The organism is Nonomuraea sp. PA05, from assembly GCF_008086045.1.
Classification (GTDB): Bacteria; Actinomycetota; Actinomycetes; order Streptosporangiales; family Streptosporangiaceae; genus Nonomuraea; species Nonomuraea monospora.
This window is the reverse complement of the sequence record NZ_VSEY01000081.1, coordinates 1-19,131: the sequence shown is the minus strand read 5'-3', so window position 1 is coordinate 19,131 and position 19,131 is coordinate 1. Positions and strand designations below refer to the sequence as shown.

Sequence of the window (19,131 nt, the reverse complement as noted above, 5' to 3'; positions counted from 1 at the left end):
TGATTCCGGCTCCGACCTTATCGCTCACAACGGGCGCGGCGCGCGCCCGGCCACCTCTCACAAGGGCCGCGACGCATGCCCGGCCACCGCTCACGAGGGCCGCAGCGCGCGCCCCGGGGTCGCGCCCGTCAGCTCGCCGCCGGCCAGCACGCGCACGCCGGACACGAGCACGTCGTCCACCCCTTCCGCCGGTGTGCGCGGCTCGGGGTAGGTGGCCAGGTCGCCCACCGTGGCCGGGTCGAACACCACCACGTCGGCGGCGAACCCGCGCCGCAACAGCCCCCGGTCGGCCAGCCCGAACCGCCTCGCCGGATGCGCCGACAGGTGCACCGCCGCCTGCTCCCACGTCCAGTCGCCCAGCTCCCTGACGTGCCGGCCGAGGAACCTGGCGAACGCGCCGAACCCGCGCGGATGCGGATGGCCGCCCACGTAGATGCCGTCGGAGCCGCCGGTCTGGGACGGGTGCCGCAGCATCCGGCGTACGGACTCCTCGCCCTCCCGCCCCTCGTCGGGACGGGTGATGACGGCGCCCGCCTCCAGCCGCGTCTCGATCAGCAGCCTGCGGCAGAACGCGGCCGGCTCCTCCCCGGCCCGCTCGGCCGCCGCCACCAGCGTCAGCCCCTCGGCCCAGGCCAGGCCCGGCGCGTGCGAGATCGTCACGCGCGGCCACACGCCGGACAGCGACGGCCACCACTCGTCCAGCGCGTCCGAGGCGATCATCTCCAGCGCCGCCTCCGTGTCGGCGCCCGGCACGTGGTCCGGCAGCACCAGCATCGCCAGAATCGTGTTGCCGCGCAGGTAGGGGTAGGTGTCGAAGGTGAGGTCCACGCCCTTGCCCAGGGCCTCCTCGACCAGCGGCAGCAGCACGCCGGCCGGCCCGTGCAGGTGCGAGACGTGCACGGCCGCGCCCGAGCGCCCGGCGATCTCCGCCACCTCGGTCATGCCCACGCCGGCCCGCTCGCCGTAGGCACGCATGTGCGTGACGTACGGCAGGCCCTTCAGCGGCGCGCACAGGGCGGCCAGCTCGTCCGCGTCCGCGTAACGGCCCGGCAGGTACTCCAGCCCGCTCGACAGCCCGACGGCGCCCTCCGACAGCCCCCGCTCGACGTGCCGCAGCATCGCCGCCAGCTCCTCGCGCCCCGCCCGCTCGGGCGAGGGGCCCATGACGTCGTAGCGGATCGTGCCGTGCGGCAGCAGGTACGCGGTGTTCAGCGCCACCGCCCTGTCGTAGCCGGACAGCAGGCCGGCCACCGTCAGCGGCCCGTCCGTCAGCGCGCCGTTGACCGCGGCGAAGTACCGCGAGACGTAGGCCACGGTCGCGGCCGAGCCAGGCGCGAACGACAGCCCGTCCTGCCCCAGCACGAACGTCGTGACCCCCTGCCGCAGCGCCGCCCGCTGCACGTCCGCGTCGAACACGGCCGCGTCGCCGTGCGCGTGGCAGTCGACGAAACCCGGCGCGACGAACCGCCCCACCGCGTCGATCACCGTGCCCGCCCGCGCGCCGTCGAGCCTGCCGACGGCCGCGACCCGGTCGCCCGCGATCCCCACGTCCGCCCGGTACGGCGGGGCGCCCGTTCCGTCGAGCACCCGCCCACCGCTGATCACTATGTCGAAGGTCACTCCTGGATTTAATCAGGGACCCGCGTCTCCACCTTCGAGCAATCGAACTCGTCGCGCACCGGCCGCTCCGCCAGCACGTCGCGGGCCAGCGAGCGGGCCAGGTTCCAGCCGTTCCACGGGTCGGGACGGTCCAGCCCGTTGGCCGCCACCACGGCCGACAGCACGCAACTGCGCTGCGGCTCGGGCAGCCGGTCGAGGGCCGGCACCGCCTCCGCGCCCAGGTCGCCCAGGTAGTCGGAGTCCATCTTGGCGGGGCCGCGCACCTCCACCTGCGTCTGCGCCACCCGCAGGTCGGGGTTGACGACCGCGAACGCGCCCAGGCTCAGCCCGGTGATCAGCACGATCGTCCGGGGCAGCCAGCCTGAGCCGCGGCCCAGCAACCGCGCCGCGCCCGCCAGCAGCACCAGCGCGAACAGCGCGCCCAGCCACCACACCGTCGCCTGCACCGACAGCCGCAGCCGCGACAGGCCGTAGGCGTCGGTGTAGAGGTTCATCCGGTGCAGCGCCGAGGCCAGCACCACCATGGTCAGCCCGCACAGCACGCCCAGCAGCACCGCCAGCAGCCAGCGCTCCCGCCGCTCCACCCTGAGCAGCCCGGCCGCCACCGCCACGATGCCCAGCACGAACACGCTGACCACCACGAGCTGGAAGAAGCCCTGCCTGGCGTACTCGGCGTAGGTCAGGCCCGCCGTCTTCAGAACCAGGGTGTTCCCGCCGAACAGCGCCGTGATCTGCACCGCCACGAACGAGGCGAACAGCAGGTTCACCGCCGTCAGCGGCACCAGCCAGACGCTCGTGCTCACCCTGAACTTCGTCTCGGGCCCCACCGGGTCCACCACCGGCCGCAGCGCCACCAGCACCACCGCCGCCAGCAGCACCCCGAACAGCGCGAACAGGAAGATCCGCCCCGGCATCGACTCGGCCCAGTCGGGGGCCGTGGTCAGCCGCTCCACGTACGAGGCGAACACCGCGTCCGCCGAGGAGAACAGCAACCCGAACACCAGCAGCAGCACCGCCGTGATGCCCAGCGCGGCCACCATCGGCAGCACCCGCCGCCTGGCCGTCAGCCGCTTCAACGGCTGCGCCAGGAACCACGGCACAGGACCGAGCGCCAGCAGCACCGAGACGCCGCCCCTGATCACGCCCAGCCAGCCGGCGCCCGCGCCCGACACGGCCAGCGCGCCCAGCCCGGCCCCCGCCACGAGCAGGATCCCCACCAGCCAGTCCGCGTCCCGCACCGCCGCCATCGAGATCAGCCAGTACGCCGTCGCGCCGAACGCCACCGTCCACGGCGTCATCCGCCGCAACACCGCCGGCAGCGCCGCCGCGCCCAGCACCATCGCCACCAGCACGATCCCCAGCCCCACCTGCGCCTCGGGCAGCGCCACCGCCGCGAACACCCCGGCCCCCGCCGCCGCCGGCAGCAGCCACCTGGGCGGGTCCGGCAGCTCCGGCCTGGGGAACAGCGGCGGCGGCACATACGGCGGGACAGGGCCCACCTGGCTCCGGTACGGGACCGTCGCCTGGTACGCCGCGGCCGCCGCCCTCCGGCCCGAACCGGCGCCCATGGCGGCGCCCACGGCCGCCAGCAGGGCCGTGCAGCCGACCAGGGTGATCAGGGCCATCCCGTCGCCGATCGTCACGCTGGCCAGGACGGCGGCGAACATGCCCACCAGGACGCCCACCAGGAGGCCGATGACGCCGCCGCCGAACATCCTGGCCAGGTTCGTGCCCGGGGTGGGGGGGTTGGGCGGCAGGTACGCGCCCACGGGCCCGCCCACCGGCCCGCCCATCAGGACACCGCCCGCCGGGACACCGCCCACCGGAACACCACCCACTGGAACGCCGCCTGCCGGAACGCCGCCTGCCTGGGCACCGCCCGCCGCCACACCCGCCGCAAGGCCGGTCGCCGCGCCGCCCGCGGTGGCGCCGGTCGCCGCCACGCCGCCCGAAGCCGCCACGCCACCCGAAGCCGCCACGCCACCCGCCAGGCCGCCCGCTGCGGCGCCCGCTGCGGCGTCGCTCGCCACGCCGCTGCCCGCCACGCCGCTGCTCGCGTCAGCGCCACTCGCCGCGGCCTCGGTCGTCGCCAGGCCGCTCACCGCATCACCGCTCGCCGCAACCCCCGCAGCCACGTCGGCGGGAACGCCTTCACCCACCGCCTGCTCCGTGGTGCCGCTCTCGCCGGACACCGGTGGCGAACTGACAGCCTCACCGGTCACACCATCCGCCATCGTCGTCCTCCCTGGTAATGCGACGACCATCCGGCACCCCGAACAGTCGTCGATCCGAATGGACCCCCCGTGCAGCTCGACGATCTCCTTCACGATGGCCAGCCCCAGCCCGGCCCCTCCCGCGTCGGCGGCCCGCCCCGCGTCGAGCCGGGAGAACCGCTCGAAGACCCGCCCCTGAGCCGAGGCGGGAATCCCCGGCCCCTGGTCGGCGACGGTGACCCGCACCTCGCTGCCCTCGGCCGTGCCCGCGACGGTCACGACCCCGCCGGGCGGGCTGTGCCGTACGGCGTTGTCGAGCAGGTTGGCCAGCACCTGGGCGAGCAGGTCGGGGTCGGCGCTGACGACGAGGTCGGCGGGGGCCGACGGCCGGATGACCACGTCCTCGCGCGCCAGCGACACCTCGCGCACCGCCTGCTCGATCAGCGGCGCCAGCTCGACGGCCTCGGCCTCGATGAGCCGGGCGCCGGAGTCGAGCCGCGACAGGTCGAGGAGCTGGGCGACGAGCCGGCCGAGCCGTTCGGTCTGGGCGAGCGCGGTGCGCATGGTGACGGGGTCGGCGGCGGAGACGCCGTCCACGACGTTCTCGAGGACGGCGCGCAGGCCGGTGATGGGGGTGCGCAGCTCGTGGCTGACGTTGGCGACGAGTTCGCGCCGCTGCCGGTCCACCTCGCCGAGGTCGGCCGCCATCGCGTTGAACGCCCTGGCCAGCTCGCCCACCTCGTCGCGTGAGGTGGCTTGGACGCGCAGGGTGTAGCTGCCCTTGGCGACGGTCTGGGCGGCGCTGGCCATCTGGCGCAGCGGCTTGGTCATGCCCATGGCCAGCACCTGCACCATGATCAGCGCCAGGATGACGGCGACGGCGATGCGGACCTCGCGGGAGAAGCCGGAGTTGATGCCGACCTCGTTCACCACGAACGCGGTGCCCACGGCGAGCACGATCACGATGCCGAGCTTGACCTTGATCCGGCCGAGGAAGTCGAGGGGGTTCATCGCCGCACCAGGGCGTAGCCGACGCCGTGCACGGTGCGGACGACGTCCGAGCCGAGTTTGCGGCGCAGCGCGCGGACGTGGCTGTCCACGGTCCTGGTGGCCGCCGCCTCGGAGAAGCCCCACACGTCGGACAGCAGGCGGTCGCGCTCGAAGACCTGGCCGGGCCGTTCGGCCAGGCGGCGCAGCAGGTCGAACTCGGTCCTGGTGAGCTGCGCCTCGACCCCGGCCACGAAGACGCGGCGGGCGGCGGTGTCGATCTCGACCTCGCCGACCCTGATCACGGTGTCCTCGGCGGCGAGCTGGGCCGCCCGCTCGACCCGCCGCAGCAGCGCGTGGATCCTGGCCACCAGCTCACGCATGCTGAACGGCTTGGCCAGGTAGTCGTCGGCGCCGACGCCCAGGCCGACGAGCACGTCGGTCTCGTCGCCGAGCGCGGTCAGCATGAGCACGGGCACGGGCCTGGCGGCCTGCATCCTGCGGCACACCTCCAGGCCGTCGAGCCCCGGCAACAGCCGGTCGAGGATCACCAGGTCCGGTTCCGCGTTGCCGTACTGAACGAGCGCGTCCTGCCCGTCACCCGCCACCCTGACGTCGAATCCCTCTGCCGCCAGGCGGTTGCGTACGGCCAGCGCGATCGTCACGTCGTCCTCGACCACGAGGATGCGTCGCTGCTCTGCCACGTACGAAAGCCTAGAAGCGCCCTGTGCAGACGACACTCCCAAATCCGTGCACAAACCGTGCAGACTTGGCGGGTGGACACCGCCGCTTACCTCCGCCGTCTCGGCCTGCCCGGCTTGCTCACCGCCCCCACCAGCGCCGAGTCGCTGCGCGCGCTGCACGTCGCGCACGTCGAGAAGGTCGCGTACGAGGCGCTGCAGATCTGGCTGGGCCGCCCGACCACCGTCGATCCCGTCGAGTCCGCCGAGCGCATCATCGGGGGCCGCGGCGGCTACTGCTACCACTTGAACGGCGCGTTCTCGCAGCTCGCCAGGGCGCTCGGCTACCAGGTGACCCGGCACTACGGCGGCGTGCAGGGCCGCGGCAAAAAGCCGGGCCTGACGGGCAACCATCTGGTGCTGACGGTGCGCGGCCTGCCCTCTGACGGCAATCCGGGCGGTGAGTGGCTGGCGGACCTGGGGCTGGGCGACGCGCTGCACGAGCCGCTGCCGCTGGTGGCGGGCACGTATCGGCAGGGGCCCTTCCAGTACGTGCTGCGGCCGTCGGAGGTCGTGCCCGGCGGCTGGCGGCTCGATCATGATCCGGCCGGCTCGTTCGAGGGCATGGACTTCGGTCTGACAGCGGTGGAGATGTCGGTGTTCGCCGACAAGCATCGGGAGCTCACCACGTCCCCTACGTCGGGGTTTGTCCGGGTGGCGACGGTGCAGCGGCGGGACGCGTACGGCGTGGACTCGCTGCGCGGGCTGTCGCTGACGCGCCTGGGCAGGGGCGCGCACTCGGTGATGCTGGACACGGCGCGCGACTACTACGCGGCGCTGGCGGACGTGTTCCTGCTGCCGCTCGACGACGTGAGCGCCGGGGAGAAGGACAAGCTCTGGCGCAAGGTGTCGGAGGCGCACGAGAGCTGGCTGGCGGGCGGCGCGGCATGACGTCGGCGTGCGTGTCGCATGGGTGAGACGAGGAAGCTGAGCGGCCGTTACCGGCTGCTCAACCCCCTGGGCGCGGGGTCGGTGCGCCTGGCGTTCGACGAGGTGCGGCACCGTGACGTCGCGGTCAGGGAGCTGCGGGTGCCGCCGGAGCTGCGCGACTCGGCACTGTTCGAGGCGCGCAGGGCCACGGGGCTGCGGCATCCGTCCGTGGTGCGGGTGCTGGACGTGCTGATCGAGAACGGCGCGCCGTGGCTGGTCATGGAGTTCGTCTCGGGGGTGTCGCTGGAGCAGGCGGTGCGCTCGCGCGGCCCGCTGCCCGTGGCGCAGGCGGCCAGGGCGGGCGTCTGCGTGCTGGCGGCCCTGAGCGAGGCGCACGCGGCGGGGATCGTGCACGGCCGGGTCGATCCCGGCAACGTGCTGCTCACGGCGACGGGGCGGGCGATGCTGGCCGGGTTCGGGTTCCCCAGCCTCAGCACGCTGCCCTCGGCCGACCTGTGGTCGCTGGCCGCCACGCTGCACTTCGCGGTGGAGGGCCGGCCGCCGGGCCAGGTGCCGGCCGCGGGCGCCGACCCGTTCAGGTCGCTGATCAGGGCGATGCTGCATCCTTCTGGCCCGCCGGCGGTGGAGGTGGTGCGCGAGACGCTCGACCGGCTGGCCGTGGACCGGCCGCTGGACGCGGTGATCGAGGCGTCGGGCCCGCTGCCGCCCGCGCGGGTGGCGGCGATCGGGCTGGCCGTGCTCGACCGGCTGGTGGCGGGCGGCGGTTTCCACGGCGGCGTGCAGCCGGGCAACGTGCTCGTGGACGCCTCGGGGCGGGCGTGCCTGCTGCCGTTGCCGAGGTCGGGAACGCTCCCGGCGTACACGGCGCCGGAGGGCGCGGCGACGCGGACGGCCGATCTGTGGTCGCTCGGCGCCACGCTGTTCACCGCCGTCGAGGGCGCGCCGCCCGCGCCGGGAGCGCCGCTGACCAGGGCGGGCGCGCTTGCTCCCGTGCTGCTCAGGCTGCTGTCGGGCGACCCGTCGCAGCGCCCGGCAGCGGACGAGGTGCGCCGCGAACTGCTCGCGATCGTGGCCGGCGAGCCGCACAACATTTGAGATACATCGCGACACGGAACCTCGCGGAGGGTTCACACGTTGGACAGGCGACGCAGAATGTGGGAGAGGCGGGGCGCGCGCTCCGCGTTCGGAGGATGTTGAGGATGTCGCCAATACAGAAGTACGCGATTGGCGCAGGCGTCGCGGTCCTGCTCTCGTGGATCATCTTTCCCGGTTGGGTCACCCTGCTGGTCGTCCTCGGCGTGGTCGCCGCCCCGGTGGTGGGTTACCTGATGCTCGACCCGTCGCAGCGCGAGCGGCTCAAGAGGGCGCGCAGGCGCGGCATCGGCCACTAGCCCCTGGTTCGCGGCGGGGGCCTCAGGCCTCCGCCGCCGCCAGCGCGCCCTGGACGCGCTGGGTCACCCTTCTCTCCACGTAGAAGGACAGGAACGGCACCGTGCCGCCGAGCATGACCCCGGCCATGTACGGCCACGACCAGCGCGCCTTCATGCCCAGGTTCATGACCGCGATCAGGTAGATCATGTAGAGCCCGCCGTGGATGGGGGCGATGATCTTCGACATGGCGGCCTCGCCGAAGCCGTACCGAAGGACCATGCCCACGCAGAGCACCAGCAGCATGACCCCGACCACGTACGCGAGCACCCGGAAGGGTTTGAGAGCCGATTCCACCGTTAACCTTCCAGAACCATCTCAGGGGACGACTTGCCGCGGTCCCGGTCGCTCCGCACGGCGTCGCGTACGAAGTGGAACCACATGAAGACGGCGAATCCAGCGAAGATCCACCAGTTGGCGGCATAAGCCAGGTTACGCCACGTGAGCGTGCCGCCGACCACGGGCGGAGCCACCTTGACCTGCGCCAGCGAGCCGGAGGCGGGCTGCGCGACGACGAAGCCGGTGCGGACCTGCTGCCCGGCCCACAGGTTGACCAGCTCGCCCGTGGACACCGTCTGCACCTGGCCGGCGGGCAGGCCCTCGGCGCGCCGCTGCACGCTGTCGGTGCCCTGCTGCGGCCGCAGCCGCCCGGCCACCGCGACCCGGCCCTGCGGTACGGCCGCCACGGCGGGGTCGCCCGGCTGGGCCACCCAGCCGCGCACCACCGGCATCAGCGTGCCGTCGTCGAGCCGCAGCGGGGTGAGCACCCAGTAGCCCTCGCCGCGCGAGACGTTGCCGCCCGGCGCGTCCACGTCGGCCTGCCGGTCGGCGACCAGGAGCTGGCGGCCGGGCTCGTAGACGCCCTCGGCGGTGACCCTGCGGCCCACGTGCTCGCCGTTCATCTGGGCGCCGGGCCTGGCGAGGGTGGCGACCGCGACGGGCTCGGGGTCGGTGGAGACACGCGGCTTTCCCGAATCCTGGAAGACGCCGAGCTGCCAGCGGCCGAGCAGGATGAACGAGACCAGGACCCCGATCGTGAGCAGGTGCAGCCCCATGAGGCGCGGCGAGAACAGGGTCCTGAGCATGCTTCCAAGCTATCCGGCGGGTGGGGTGGTCCCCTAATCAGCCCATCACTACGGATCCCGCCAAAAGACGCAAACGTCGCAGGCACGCACGCTAGGCTGCTCCCCATGTCTGACCAGCACATCGACCCGGCGGGCAACACCCAGGCCTTTCGCGCGTTCGCGAACGCGCGCGAGCAGGAGTCCGTGGCCAAGCCGAAGAAGTCGCCCCTCGTGCCCATCATCGCGGTCGTGGCCGTCATCGTGATCATCGGCGTCGCCGCCTTCCTGCTGCTGCAGTAAGACAGCCGACAGTTTCACCCGCCGCGGAGCCGTGGCGGGTTTTCGTCGTTCCCGTCAACGGCTACATTGGACTCATTGTCCAATAAGTCCGGGAGGAGCCCGTGCCAGGGATCGTGATCGTCGGGTCCGGATTCGCCGGGATCTGCATGGCCATCAACCTCAAACAGGCCGGTTACCACGACTTCGTCATCCTGGAGAAGGCCGCGGAGCCGGGCGGCACCTGGCGCGACAACACCTATCCCGGCTGCGCCTGCGACGTGCCGTCGCACATGTACTCCTACTCGTTCGAGCTGAACCCCGGCTGGTCGCGGATGTTCTCGCCGCAGGAGGAGATCCAGGCGTACCTGCGGGCCTGCCTGGTCAAGTACGGCATCACCCCCCACGTCAGGTACGGCAAGCACGTCGTGTCGATGGAATACGACGACGCCGCCAGGTCATGGACGGTCACCACGGAGGACGGCGACACCCTGCGCCCCCACGCCGTGGTCTCCGCCATCGGCGCCCTCCACGTCCCGAAATTTCCGGACCTGCCGGGGCGGGAGAGCTTCGCCGGGCCCGCGTTCCACTCCGCCGAGTGGGACCACTCGGCCGACCTGACCGGCAAGCGCGTGGCCGTCATCGGCACCGGCGCCTCCGCCGTCCAGTTCGTCCCCCAGCTCGCCCGCACCGCCGGGCACGTCACCGTCTACCAGCGCACCGCCCCCTGGCTGCACCCCAAGCCCGACTTCGCCTTCTCCCCCGCCGCCCGGCGGCTGCTGCGCCTGCCCGGCATGGCCAGGGCCCTGCGCGCCGGCATCTACTGGGCGCTGGAGACCCGGGCACTAGGCTTCGCCGTGGACCCCCGCCTGATGAAGGCCCACGAGCACCTCGCGCTGCGCCACCTGCGCGCCCAGGTGCCCGACCCGGACCTGCGCCGCGCGCTCACCCCCGACTACCTCATCGGCTGCAAGCGCATCATCATCTCCAGCGACTACTATCCGGCCCTGACCAGGGAGAACGTCTCCCTGGTCACCGACGGGATCACCGAGGTCCGCGAGCGCTCGATCGTGGCGGGAGCGGCGGAGCGCGAGACCGACGCGATCGTCTACGGCACCGGCTTCAAGGTCACCGACGCGCTCACCGAGCAGCGGATCATCGGCAGGGACGGCCTGAAGCTCCAGGAGGCCTGGCGCGACGGCATCGAGGCCTACCTCGGCATCACCACCTCCGGCTTCCCCAACCTGTTCTTCCTGCTCGGCCCCAACACCGGGCTCGGCCACAACTCGGTCGTCTTCATGATCGAGTCGCAGGCCCGCTACGTCGTCAAGTGCCTGCGTCTGCTCTCCCGCACCCAGGCCAGGGCCGTGGACGTGCGGCCGAAGGCGCAGCGGGCGTTCAACGACCGGCTGCGGGCCAGGCTCGACCCGCTGGTCTGGAACGCGGGCGGCTGCCGCTCCTGGTACCTGGACGAGCACGGGGTGAACCGGACGATCTGGCCGGGCTTCTCCTTCGAGTACTGGGCGCGCACCCGCAGGGTGAAGCCCGGCGCCTACGAGCTCATCTACTAGCGGAGACCACCAGCGCGCTGCCCCCGCCCCGGCGGGACGGCTCGGCCACGGCCTGGATCCGGCTCCTGCCCAGGAACTCCAGCGCCGTGGCGGCGCCGATCTCCGGGTTCGGCGCGAAGGAGTGCCCCTTGGCCTCCAGCTCCGCCTGGTAACGGGCCAGGAACGCCGGCTCGGCCTGCGTCTGCGCGGTGTTGCGCTGGGTGGCGCGCGGCGCGGCCAGCGCGTCGGGCAGGCTCATGCCGAACTCGTACCGGTTGACCAGAATCTGCAGCACGGTCGTGATGATCGTGGAGCCGCCGGGCGAGCCGGCCGCCAGCACCGGCCTGCCGTCGTCGAACACCAGCGTCGGCGCCATCGACGAGCGCGGCCGCTTGCCGGGGCCCGGCAGGTTCGGGTCGCCCGGGGCGGGGCCGAAGGTGAAGTCGGTCAGCTCGTTGTTGAGCAGCACGCCGCGGCCCGGCACCACGATGCCGTTGCCGCCGGTCGACTCGATGGTCAGGTTGTAGGCGAGCACGTTGCCCCAGCGGTCGGCCACGACCAGGTGCGTGGTCTCCGGGCCCTCCTGGGCGACCGGCGTGGCGGCTTCTGTGGCGGGCGGGCAGCCCTCGTACGAGCCGTCGGGCTGCCCCGGCGCGGCCGGGTGCGGCATGGCGGTGTCGCCGACCAGGCACGCCCGCTCCTTGGCGAACCCGTCGGACAGCAGCTCGCGCAGCGGCACGCCCGGGATGTCGCCGACGTACCTGCCGCGGTCGGCGAAGGCCAGCCTGGACGCCTCCAGGTACTCGTGCAGGCCCACCCGCGGCAGCGCCTCCAGGATGTTCAGCGCCTCGCCGACCGTGGAGCCGCCGGAGGAGGGCGGGGCCATGCCGTACACGTCCAGGCCCTTGTAGGAGATCTTGGTGGGCTCGCGCATGAGGGCGCGGTAGGCGCGCAGGTCGGACAGCTCCATCAGGCCCGGCCTGACGTTGCGGGTGCTGCCGGGGGTGACCGGCGGGTTCTTGACGGTGGCCACGATCTCCTTGCCCAACTGGCCGCCGTACAGCCAGCCGGGGCCGCGCCTGCCCAGCTCGCGGTAGGTGGCGGCGAGCTCGGGGTTCCTGAAGACCGAGCCGACGGGCGGCGGGGCGCCGTTCGGCAGGTACAGGGCGGCCGTGGAGGCGATGTCCTTGAAGCGGGTGGCATTGGCGGCGGTCTGGTCGTAGAAGGTCTGGTCGACGACGAAGCCCTTGGAGGCCACCTCGATCGCGGGCTGGAGCGCCTGTTTGAGCGAGAGCGTGCCGAACCTGCGCAGGGCCAGGTCCCAGTTGGCGACCGTGCCCGGCACGCCCGCCGACAGGCCGCTGGTGACGGCCTCCTCGAACGGGATGCCTTCCAGCGAGGTGGACGTCATGGCCTGGGGAGCGGTCTCCCGGCCGTCGATCGTGAACACCTTGCGCTGCCTGGCGTCGTAGTACACCATGAAGCCGCCGCCGGCCAGGCCGGCCGAGTACGGCTCCGTGACGCCCAGCACCGCGCCCGCCGCGACGGCGGCGTCCATGGCGTTGCCGCCCCTCCTGAGCACGGAGATGGCGGCCTTGCTGGCGTCGAGGTCGACGGTGGCCACGGCGCCGCCGTACCCTTCGGCGACGGGGACCTTCTGCGGGGGCTGCGCCAGCGCGGCGGGCGCGGGCACGAGCGAGACGAGGACTGCTGCTGCGGGAATGATCGCACGGCGCATGCGTCCACGATGGCCCAGGTACGCCCGTCGTGGTAGGGCCTCCTCACACATAGGGATGATGCGCTGGTCAGAAGGGGTGATCTAGCGTGGGTGGCGTGCGTAGGAAGCTCGGGTTCGACCCCTATCTCGCCCTTATCGTGGCGGTCGCCCAGATGGTGATCGGCAGGGGCGCCTCGTGGGGGCAGCGGGAGGTGCGGGAGCCGCTCGACCTCTACGCGATCGGGCTGCTGCTGGTCGGCCCGCTGGCGGTGCTGCTGAGCCGCCGCTACCCGCTGCTCACGACCGCCGCCGGGCTGGCCGCCTGCGACCTGTTCCTGATCGGCGGGTACGCCTACGGCCCCAGCTTCATCAGCCCCGCCGTCCTGCTCGTCCTCCTCGTGCTGCGCGGCAGGAGGCTGATGGCCTGGGTGATGGCCGGGATGACGCTGCTGTCGTTCCTCACCTACGCCTGGATGGTCGGCAACCGCGACATCTTCCACAGCGTGTGGATCCTGACCTCCATCATGCTGCTGATGGTCGTGGCCGAGCTGGTCAGGAACGTCAGGGAGCGCAGGGCCGAGCGGGAGCGGGTCGCGGAGGAGGAGGCCAGGCGGCAGGCCAGCGAGGAGCGCCTGACGATGGCGCAGGAGCTGCACGACGTGCTGGCGCACAACATCTCGCTCATCCACGTGCAGGCCTCGACCGCGCTGCACCTCATCGACGCCAACCCGGAGCAGGCCAGAACCGCCCTGGCCACGATCAAGACGGCCTCCAAGGAGGTGCTCGGCGAGATGCGCTCGGTGCTGAACGTGCTGCGCGAAGGCGCCCCCCGATCCCCCACGGCCGGGCTCGACCACCTCGACGAGCTGATCGAGCGCTCCGGGCAGGACGTGACGGTCAAGCGCGTCGGCTCCCGTCCGCTGCCGTCGCAGGTGGAGCGGGCGGCGTACCGGATCGTCCAGGAGTCGCTCACGAACGCCGCCAGGCACGCGCCGGGCGCAGCGGTGAACGTGCGGCTGGAGTACGGCGAGCGTGAGCTGACCGTGCGGGTCGCCGACACCGGCTCAGGCGCTCCCGGCGCGCTGTCGGAGTCGGGCAGCGGCAACGGCATCCCCGGCATGCGCGAGCGGGCTTCCGCGCTTGGCGGCACGCTGGTCGCCGGGCCTTCCGGCACCGGCTTCCAGGTCGAGGCCCGGCTGCCCCTACCTGAGGAGACGTCGTGATCAAGGTTCTGCTGGCGGACGACCAGGCGCTGGTCCGCGCGGGCTTCAAGGCGCTGCTCGACGCCCAGCCCGACATGACCGTGGTGGCCGAGGCGGCCGACGGCGCGGAGGCCGTCCGGCTGGCGGGCGAGCACCAGCCGGACGTGGTCCTCATGGACATCCGCATGCCCGGCACCGACGGCCTGACCGCCACCCGCCGGATGCCGCCCGGCCCGCACATCATCATCCTGACGACGTTCGAGCTGGACGAGTACGTCTTCGAGGCGCTGCGCGGCGGCGCCAGCGGCTTCCTGGTCAAGGACACCGAGCCGGCCGAGCTGATCCAGGCCGTGCGGGTGGTCGCGGCCGGCGAGGCGCTGCTGTCGCCCAGCGTGACCCGCCGGCTGATCGCCGAGTACGCCTCCCGCGCCAAGGAGCCCGTCACCGCCGACGGCCTCGACCAGCTCACCGAACGCGAGCGCGAGGTGCTCGCGCTGGTCGGCACCGGGATGACGAACGACGAGATCGCGGCCAAGCTGTTCATGTCGCCGGCCACCGCGAAGACGCACGTCAGCCGGGCCATGATGAAGCTGCACGCGCGTGACCGGGCCCAGCTCGTGGTGATCGCCTACGAGTCGGGGCTGGTCAAGCCCGGCTGGCTGTGACCCCCGCGCCGAACCAGCGCCCGGCCGCCTCGGCCAGCCCGTCGGCGCCCGCCCAGGCCACGTAGCCGTCGGGGCGGATCAGGAGGGCGTCGGCGGGCGGGGTGGCGCAGCGGGCGTGCACGACGTCGATCCAGTCGTCGTCGAGGTCCGTCCCGCCGCCCAGATCGAGCAGCACGGGCCGGGCCCGGCGCATCAGGTCGGCCACCCGGCCGCCGCCCGCCAGCTCCAGATCGGGCACGAACCGGCCGACCAGGGGATGCTCCTGCGGCCCGTACGGGACGCCGGAGTCCTGCAGCAACCCGGCCAGGTGCCGGGCCGGCTCCTCGAAGGCGAACACCTCGCCGAGCAGCGCGCGCAGCGCCACCCCGTCCTCGCCCTCCACCCGGTCGACGGCCGCCTGAGCCCGGGTGTGCAGGAGCGTGCGCTCCCCCACGAGCCGCCGCTCGGCGTCGTAGGTGTCGAGCAGGCTGTCCGGCAGGCGCCCCCGCAGTACGCCGCCCAGCTTCCAGGCGAGGTTCACCGCGTCCGTCATGCCCACGTTGAGCGCGGAGCCGCCCGCCGGGAACAGGTGGGCGGCGTCCCCCGCCACGAACACCCGCCCGGCCCTGTACCGCTCGGCCAGCCGGGCCTGGGCGACCGTGCTCGACAGCCAGATCGGCTCGCCGAGCGGGATGTCCCTGCCCAGCACGCGCCGCACGGCCGCGCGGAAGTCGGCCGGCGTGACGGGGCCGTCGGGCAGCCCGCCCGGCTCCCGCACGCCGGCGATGAGCACGCCGTCGTGCAGGGAGGTGAGCAGCACGCGGCCGTGCGGCGTGCGGTTCCAGCCGGGTTCGAGCCCGTCGGTCTCCAGGCTCTCGAAGACCTTGACGTCGGCCTTGAAGTGGCCGACGACCAGCCCCTCCTCGTCGGTGGTGCCGGGGAAGGCGATCCCGGCCCACTCCCGTACGCGGCTGCGCCCGCCGTCGCAGCCCACGACGTACCTCGCGCGCAGTTCCGTGTCCGCGACGTGCCTCGCGCGTGGTTCCGTGTCCTCGACGCCGAGCGTCACCCCCTCCTCGTCCTGCGCCAGCGAGCGCACCTCGCAGCCGCGCCTGATCTCGACGCCGAGCTCCCGCGCCCGCTCGGCCAGCAGGTGCTCCAGCCGCGGCTGCTGGATGAGCAGCAGCCGCAGCGGGATGTCGTCGATGCCCTCGAACCTCAGCGGCACCCCGGCGAACGGGAAGCCGGCGGCGCGGCCCGAGAACGGGCTGCCCGCGCTGAAGCGCTCCAGCAGCCCCCGGTGGTCGAGCACGTCCACGATCTGCCCGCCCAGCCCGTTGGCCTTGGGCAGGTCGCTCGGCGCGGCCCTCTTCTCCAGCACGACGGGGCGCACGCCGGCCAGCCTCAGCTCGCACGCGAGCATCAGCCCGACGGGGCCCGCCCCCACGATCAGCACATCTTCCATGCCTGTCAGGCTAGATTGACAAAATTCGAGCTGTCAAGCTAGCCTGACAAGCGTGGACGTTAGAGAGCTGACCGAGCGGATCCGCGCCAACGACCCCGCGATGGGGCTGCGCGCGGTCGGAGCGCTGCACCGGCTGGCCGAGCAGGTCGAGGCGGTGTCCGTGGCGCTGGCCAGGGAGCAGGGCTGGACCTGGGAGCAGATCGGCGACGCGCTCGGCATGTCGCGGCAGTCGGTGCACGCCAAGTACGGGAAATGAGGGGGCTGACGATGTTCGGCTGGCAGAAGAGCTCCGTGACGGTGATCGTCAAGGCGGCGTTCGAGGAGGCCAGGCTGCGCGGCGACCGGCGGCTGGGCACCGAGCACATGCTGCTCGGCCTCCTGCACCACGAGGAGTCCGCGCGGGCGCTCGGCGTCGACCTGGCCGCCGCCCGCGCGGCGCTGGAGGACCTCGACCGGGCCGCGCTGCGCATGCTCGGCCTGGAGGTGGGCGACCTGCCCGACACGCCGCGCAAGCACCCGGCCGTCCCGGCCACCGCGCTGACCTCCAGCGCCAGAGCGGTGCTCAACGACGCCATCAAGGCCACGAAGGTGAAGACCAGGGACGCGGAGGCGCCCCGGCACCTGACGCTCGGCCTGCTGGCGCAGAAGCGTCCCGACCCCGTCGCGCAGCTCATCGACCAGCTCGGGATCGACCGCACGGCCGTGCGCGAGCGCATCGCCTGATCGAAATCCGCTTGATCGGCCGGGCGGCCCCCTGACAAGGTCGGAGGATGCGCACCTACGACGAGCTGGTACGCGAGGCCGACACCGTTTCCGTGGACGGCTGGGACTTCTCCTGGCTCGACGGCCGGGCCACCGAGGAGCGGCCCTCCTGGGGGTACGCCAGGCTCCTCGGCGAGCGCATGGCGCGGGCGCGGGTCGCGCTCGACATCCAGACCGGCGGCGGCGAGATCCTCGCCGGGCTGCCCACCCTGCCCCCGGTGACCGTGGCCACCGAGTCGTGGCCGCCCAACCTGCGGCTGGCCGCCTCCCGGCTACGCCCGCGCGGCGCCTGGGTGGTGGCCGACGACGAGGAGCCGCGCCTGCCGTTCGCCGACGCGGCCTTCGACCTGGTGACCAGCCGCCATCCGGTGGAGACGTGGTGGGCGGAGATCGCCCGCGTGCTCGCGCCCGGCGGCTCGTACTTCTCCCAGCAGGTCGGCCCGTGGAGCGTCGCCGAGCTGACCGAGCACTTCCTCGGGCCGTTCGACGGCGGCCACCGCGACCCCGCCCGCGCCAGGGTCGCGGCCGAGTCCGCCGGGCTGGAGGTCGTGGACCTGCGCTCCGAGCGGCTGCGGATGGAGTTCCGCGACATCGGCGCGGTGATCTACTTCCTGCGGAAGGTGATCTGGATCGTGCCCGGCTTCACGGTCGGGCGCTTCGCGGACGAGCTGCGCTCTCTGCACGAGCGGATCTCCGCCGAAGGCCCGTTCGTGGCCCACTCCGCGCGGTTCCTGATCGAGGCGAGGAAACCTGATGGCGCGCCTGCGTGACGTGGTGGTGGACGACCTGGAAGTCCTCGGCGGGCGCGGCCTACCCCCGCTGTCGTACGGCAGGCCCGCCTGAAGCACACCTGAGGGAGCAGCACGAGCAGAGCCCGCCGTGCGATTCGCCGCGCGGCTCCTCCGGCGACGCTTGAGACACACGTCAAGGAGGAGACATGAACACTCTGATCATGGCGGGCCCGCACTGGGGCGCCGCCGGCGGCATGGCACCGTTCTTCCCGCTCGTCTGGGTCGCGCTCTGGGCCGCCTTCATCACGCTGGCCGTGGTGGCCTGGCGCAGGGGCTGGTGGGGGCCGCGCAGGGCGAGCGCGCCCGCCTCGCCGACGACGTCCGCCTCGCCTACGGCGTCCGCCGAGCAGATCCTCGCCGAACGGTACGCGCGCGGCGAGATGACCGACGACGAGTACTTCGAAAGGATGTCTGTGCTCAGGGGCGGTTCTTCCTAAACCTCACCATCAGTGCGACAACTGTCACTGGCCGCATTCAAGGGGTCGCGTTACCTTGCGAGTAACCGGCCCGAGAGAGAGTGAGGACGAGGATGCGGTCCATCGCCAAGTTCTGCGGCCAGTGCAGTTGCGGGTGCCCCGAGCTGTTCCTCGACGAGACGGCCCCCGCCGGGCGCCAGGTCGTCATCGTGGACGACTTCGGGCAGCGCGTGGAGATGAGCCTCGACCAGCTCGGCTCGATCGTCGAGGCCGCCAAGAGCGGATCGCTCGACGACCTGGCGCTCGCCCGCTGACCGTGCAGACCCTCACCCTGCTGGCCGGCGGGGTGGCCGCCGGGCTGCTCGCGGGGACCGCCACGTGCACGGCGGCGCAGGGCGGGCTGCTCGTCGGCCTGACGGACGGCCGCAGCGGGCACGATCCGGCGCTGGTGGGCTGGTTCCTGGCCGGGCGGCTGGTCTCCTACACCGCCGCCGGGGCCCTGCTCGGGCTGCTCGGCTCGGCCGTCAGCCTGCCGCCGCAGGCCAGGGCGGCGCTGCTGGTCGTGGCCGGCATCACGGTCGTCGGCTTCGCGATCCGGCTCATGCGGCGTACGGGCTGCTCGGCGCCCGAACCTCCGCCCCCGTCCCGCTACCGGGCGCCGCTGCTCGGCGCGGCCACCATCCTGGTGCCCTGCGGGGTGACGCTCGGCGTCGAGATGATCGCCGTCTCCAGCGGGTCGCCGCTGGCGGGCGCCGCCGCCATGGCCGGGTTCGTGCTCGGCACCGCGCCGGCGTTCGCGCTGCTCGGGTACGTGCTGCGGCGGGTCTCCCGGACCCGGCTGGCCCGCTGGGCCGGGCTGGTGGCCGTGGGCGCCGGGCTGTGGACCGTCGGGGCGGGCGTCAGCCTGGGCGGCTGGCTCGCCGTCCCCGCCGCACCCGCCGCGACGGGGCCGCGAACGGACACCGTCACCGTGTTCGCCACCCGCGACGGCTACCGGCCCTCCACGGTGACGGCGCGGGCCGGCGTGCCCGTCCAGATCGTCTTCAAACTGGTCGACCGGGGCTGCACCGGCACCGTCGCGATCGGCGGGCGCGACGTCGCACTCCCCGCCACCGTGCGGCTGCCACCGCAACCGGCGGGCTCCCTGCGCTACGTCTGCGGCATGGGCATGTACACAGGCTTCATCCACTTCTCTTAGAGGCTTCGGCGATTACGGTTCGCGATCGGGCGATCACGTGCCAGTCTGTCGCCATGCCTTGGCAAGGAGAGGTGGGGTGGCCGTCCGTACCGGCGCCGCGCGTGGGCGACGAGCCCGAGCTGATGGCCGCCGCGCAGGCGGGCGACGCCCAGGCCGCGCACCGGCTC

General features: G+C 73.0%; 20 protein-coding genes. 13 read left to right on the top strand and 7 right to left on the bottom strand.

Annotated elements, in window-relative coordinates:
- Positions 1 to 90 precede the first annotated feature (90 nt).
- The 3 genes from FXF51_RS58750 to FXF51_RS58740 are packed head-to-tail and all read right to left on the bottom strand — an operon-like array spanning position 91 to position 5,524.
- The gene (locus FXF51_RS58750) at positions 91 to 1,620 is read right to left on the bottom strand and encodes an N-acyl-D-amino-acid deacylase family protein (RefSeq protein ID WP_148443567.1); all 1,530 of its coding nucleotides are present in this window, start codon (positions 1,618 to 1,620) and stop codon (positions 91 to 93) included.
- A gap of 8 nt (positions 1,621 to 1,628) precedes the next feature.
- A complete protein-coding gene (locus FXF51_RS58745) occupies positions 1,629 to 4,844 on the bottom strand; it encodes a DUF4153 domain-containing protein (RefSeq protein ID WP_148443566.1) in 3,216 nt (1,071 codons plus the stop codon).
- Positions 4,841 to 5,524, bottom strand: a complete 684-nt coding sequence (locus FXF51_RS58740) for a response regulator transcription factor (RefSeq protein ID WP_262380627.1) — start codon at positions 5,522 to 5,524, stop codon at positions 4,841 to 4,843. The genes FXF51_RS58745 and FXF51_RS58740 overlap by 4 nt, the downstream gene beginning before the upstream one ends.
- A gap of 72 nt (positions 5,525 to 5,596) precedes the next feature.
- Between FXF51_RS58740 and FXF51_RS58735 the strand changes: the two genes are divergently transcribed.
- From FXF51_RS58735 to FXF51_RS58725, 3 genes are all read left to right on the top strand, one after another.
- Entirely contained in the window at positions 5,597 to 6,451 is an 855-nt protein-coding gene (locus FXF51_RS58735) for an arylamine N-acetyltransferase family protein (protein ID WP_148443564.1), read from the top strand.
- Positions 6,452 to 6,469: 18 nt separating this feature from the next.
- Positions 6,470 to 7,546: a protein kinase domain-containing protein gene (locus FXF51_RS58730; RefSeq protein ID WP_148443563.1), complete on the top strand. Its 1,077-nt coding sequence runs from the start codon at positions 6,470 to 6,472 to the stop codon at positions 7,544 to 7,546.
- Between the two features lie 104 nt (positions 7,547 to 7,650).
- Positions 7,651 to 7,842: a hypothetical protein gene (locus FXF51_RS58725; RefSeq protein WP_148443562.1), complete on the top strand. Its 192-nt coding sequence runs from the start codon at positions 7,651 to 7,653 to the stop codon at positions 7,840 to 7,842.
- Positions 7,843 to 7,864: 22 nt separating this feature from the next.
- Here the strand turns inward: FXF51_RS58725 and FXF51_RS58720 are convergent, their stop codons facing one another.
- Together FXF51_RS58720 and FXF51_RS58715 are read right to left on the bottom strand one after the other, a co-directional pair.
- A complete protein-coding gene (locus FXF51_RS58720; RefSeq protein ID WP_148443561.1) occupies positions 7,865 to 8,176 on the bottom strand; it encodes a DUF3817 domain-containing protein in 312 nt (103 codons plus the stop codon).
- A gap of 2 nt (positions 8,177 to 8,178) precedes the next feature.
- On the bottom strand, positions 8,179 to 8,964 hold the full coding sequence (locus FXF51_RS58715) for an SURF1 family protein (RefSeq protein WP_187415181.1): 786 nt from the start codon (positions 8,962 to 8,964) through the stop codon (positions 8,179 to 8,181).
- 105 nt (positions 8,965 to 9,069) lie between these two features.
- On the opposite strand from FXF51_RS58715, the gene FXF51_RS61660 reads away from it, so the two are divergent.
- Together FXF51_RS61660 and FXF51_RS58710 are read left to right on the top strand one after the other, a co-directional pair.
- Positions 9,070 to 9,243, top strand: a complete 174-nt coding sequence (locus FXF51_RS61660) for a hypothetical protein (protein ID WP_187415180.1) — start codon at positions 9,070 to 9,072, stop codon at positions 9,241 to 9,243.
- 101 nt (positions 9,244 to 9,344) lie between these two features.
- Complete coding sequence (locus FXF51_RS58710; protein WP_262380626.1) at positions 9,345 to 10,790, top strand: flavin-containing monooxygenase; 1,446 nt, start codon at positions 9,345 to 9,347, stop codon at positions 10,788 to 10,790.
- On the opposite strand, the gene FXF51_RS58705 is transcribed toward FXF51_RS58710, so the two are convergent.
- Positions 10,780 to 12,507 (bottom strand): gamma-glutamyltransferase family protein, encoded by a 1,728-nt coding sequence (locus FXF51_RS58705; protein WP_148443560.1) that lies wholly within the window; start codon positions 12,505 to 12,507, stop codon positions 10,780 to 10,782. The genes FXF51_RS58710 and FXF51_RS58705 overlap by 11 nt on opposite strands.
- A gap of 95 nt (positions 12,508 to 12,602) precedes the next feature.
- Between FXF51_RS58705 and FXF51_RS58700 the strand changes: the two genes are divergently transcribed.
- On the top strand, positions 12,603 to 13,709 hold the full coding sequence (locus tag FXF51_RS58700) for a sensor histidine kinase (protein ID WP_148443559.1): 1,107 nt from the start codon (positions 12,603 to 12,605) through the stop codon (positions 13,707 to 13,709).
- Positions 13,706 to 14,353 (top strand): response regulator transcription factor, encoded by a 648-nt coding sequence (locus FXF51_RS58695; RefSeq protein ID WP_148443558.1) that lies wholly within the window; start codon positions 13,706 to 13,708, stop codon positions 14,351 to 14,353. The genes FXF51_RS58700 and FXF51_RS58695 overlap by 4 nt, the downstream gene beginning before the upstream one ends.
- On the opposite strand, the gene FXF51_RS58690 is transcribed toward FXF51_RS58695, so the two are convergent.
- Positions 14,334 to 15,797: an FAD-dependent oxidoreductase gene (locus FXF51_RS58690; protein WP_148443557.1), complete on the bottom strand. Its 1,464-nt coding sequence runs from the start codon at positions 15,795 to 15,797 to the stop codon at positions 14,334 to 14,336. The genes FXF51_RS58695 and FXF51_RS58690 overlap by 20 nt on opposite strands.
- Positions 15,798 to 15,849: 52 nt before the next feature.
- Here FXF51_RS58690 and FXF51_RS58685 point away from each other — a divergent pair, with 52 nt between their 5' ends.
- The 6 genes from FXF51_RS58685 (at position 15,850) to FXF51_RS58660 (ending at position 18,964) form a co-directional block, all read left to right on the top strand.
- Positions 15,850 to 16,053, top strand: coding sequence for a helix-turn-helix domain-containing protein (locus tag FXF51_RS58685; protein WP_185109862.1), 204 nt, complete (start codon positions 15,850 to 15,852; stop codon positions 16,051 to 16,053).
- Positions 16,050 to 16,520, top strand: coding sequence for a Clp protease N-terminal domain-containing protein (locus tag FXF51_RS58680; protein WP_262380625.1), 471 nt, complete (start codon positions 16,050 to 16,052; stop codon positions 16,518 to 16,520). Before FXF51_RS58685 ends, FXF51_RS58680 begins: the two co-directional genes overlap by 4 nt.
- Before the next feature lie 47 nt (positions 16,521 to 16,567).
- On the top strand, positions 16,568 to 17,329 hold the full coding sequence (locus FXF51_RS58675; RefSeq protein WP_148443556.1) for a class I SAM-dependent methyltransferase: 762 nt from the start codon (positions 16,568 to 16,570) through the stop codon (positions 17,327 to 17,329).
- A gap of 167 nt (positions 17,330 to 17,496) precedes the next feature.
- Positions 17,497 to 17,787: an SHOCT domain-containing protein gene (locus tag FXF51_RS58670; RefSeq protein WP_222871981.1), complete on the top strand. Its 291-nt coding sequence runs from the start codon at positions 17,497 to 17,499 to the stop codon at positions 17,785 to 17,787.
- 92 nt (positions 17,788 to 17,879) lie between these two features.
- A complete protein-coding gene (locus FXF51_RS58665) occupies positions 17,880 to 18,080 on the top strand; it encodes a hypothetical protein (RefSeq protein ID WP_148443555.1) in 201 nt (66 codons plus the stop codon).
- Between the two features lie 2 nt (positions 18,081 to 18,082).
- Entirely contained in the window at positions 18,083 to 18,964 is an 882-nt protein-coding gene (locus tag FXF51_RS58660; protein ID WP_222871980.1) for a sulfite exporter TauE/SafE family protein, read from the top strand.
- The last annotated feature ends 167 nt before the right edge of the window (positions 18,965 to 19,131 follow it).

Excerpts from the sequence above, each read along its gene's own strand:
- FXF51_RS58725 (WP_148443562.1), top strand. The coding sequence starts at position 7,651 with ATGTCGCCAATACAGAAGTACGCGATTGGCGCAGGCGTCGCGGTCCTG.
- FXF51_RS58745 (WP_148443566.1), bottom strand. The coding sequence starts at position 4,844 with ATGAACCCCCTCGACTTCCTCGGCCGGATCAAGGTCAAGCTCGGCATC.
- FXF51_RS58730 (WP_148443563.1), top strand. The coding sequence starts at position 6,470 with ATGGGTGAGACGAGGAAGCTGAGCGGCCGTTACCGGCTGCTCAACCCC.
- FXF51_RS58705 (WP_148443560.1), bottom strand. The coding sequence starts at position 12,507 with ATGCGCCGTGCGATCATTCCCGCAGCAGCAGTCCTCGTCTCGCTCGTG.
- FXF51_RS58675 (WP_148443556.1), top strand. The coding sequence starts at position 16,568 with ATGCGCACCTACGACGAGCTGGTACGCGAGGCCGACACCGTTTCCGTG.
- FXF51_RS58680 (WP_262380625.1), top strand. The coding sequence starts at position 16,050 with ATGAGGGGGCTGACGATGTTCGGCTGGCAGAAGAGCTCCGTGACGGTG.
- FXF51_RS61660 (WP_187415180.1), top strand. The coding sequence starts at position 9,070 with ATGTCTGACCAGCACATCGACCCGGCGGGCAACACCCAGGCCTTTCGC.
- FXF51_RS58690 (WP_148443557.1), bottom strand. The coding sequence starts at position 15,797 with ATGGAAGATGTGCTGATCGTGGGGGCGGGCCCCGTCGGGCTGATGCTC.
- FXF51_RS58715 (WP_187415181.1), bottom strand. The coding sequence starts at position 8,964 with ATGCTCAGGACCCTGTTCTCGCCGCGCCTCATGGGGCTGCACCTGCTC.
- FXF51_RS58670 (WP_222871981.1), top strand. The coding sequence starts at position 17,497 with ATGAACACTCTGATCATGGCGGGCCCGCACTGGGGCGCCGCCGGCGGC.
- FXF51_RS58665 (WP_148443555.1), top strand. The coding sequence starts at position 17,880 with ATGCGGTCCATCGCCAAGTTCTGCGGCCAGTGCAGTTGCGGGTGCCCC.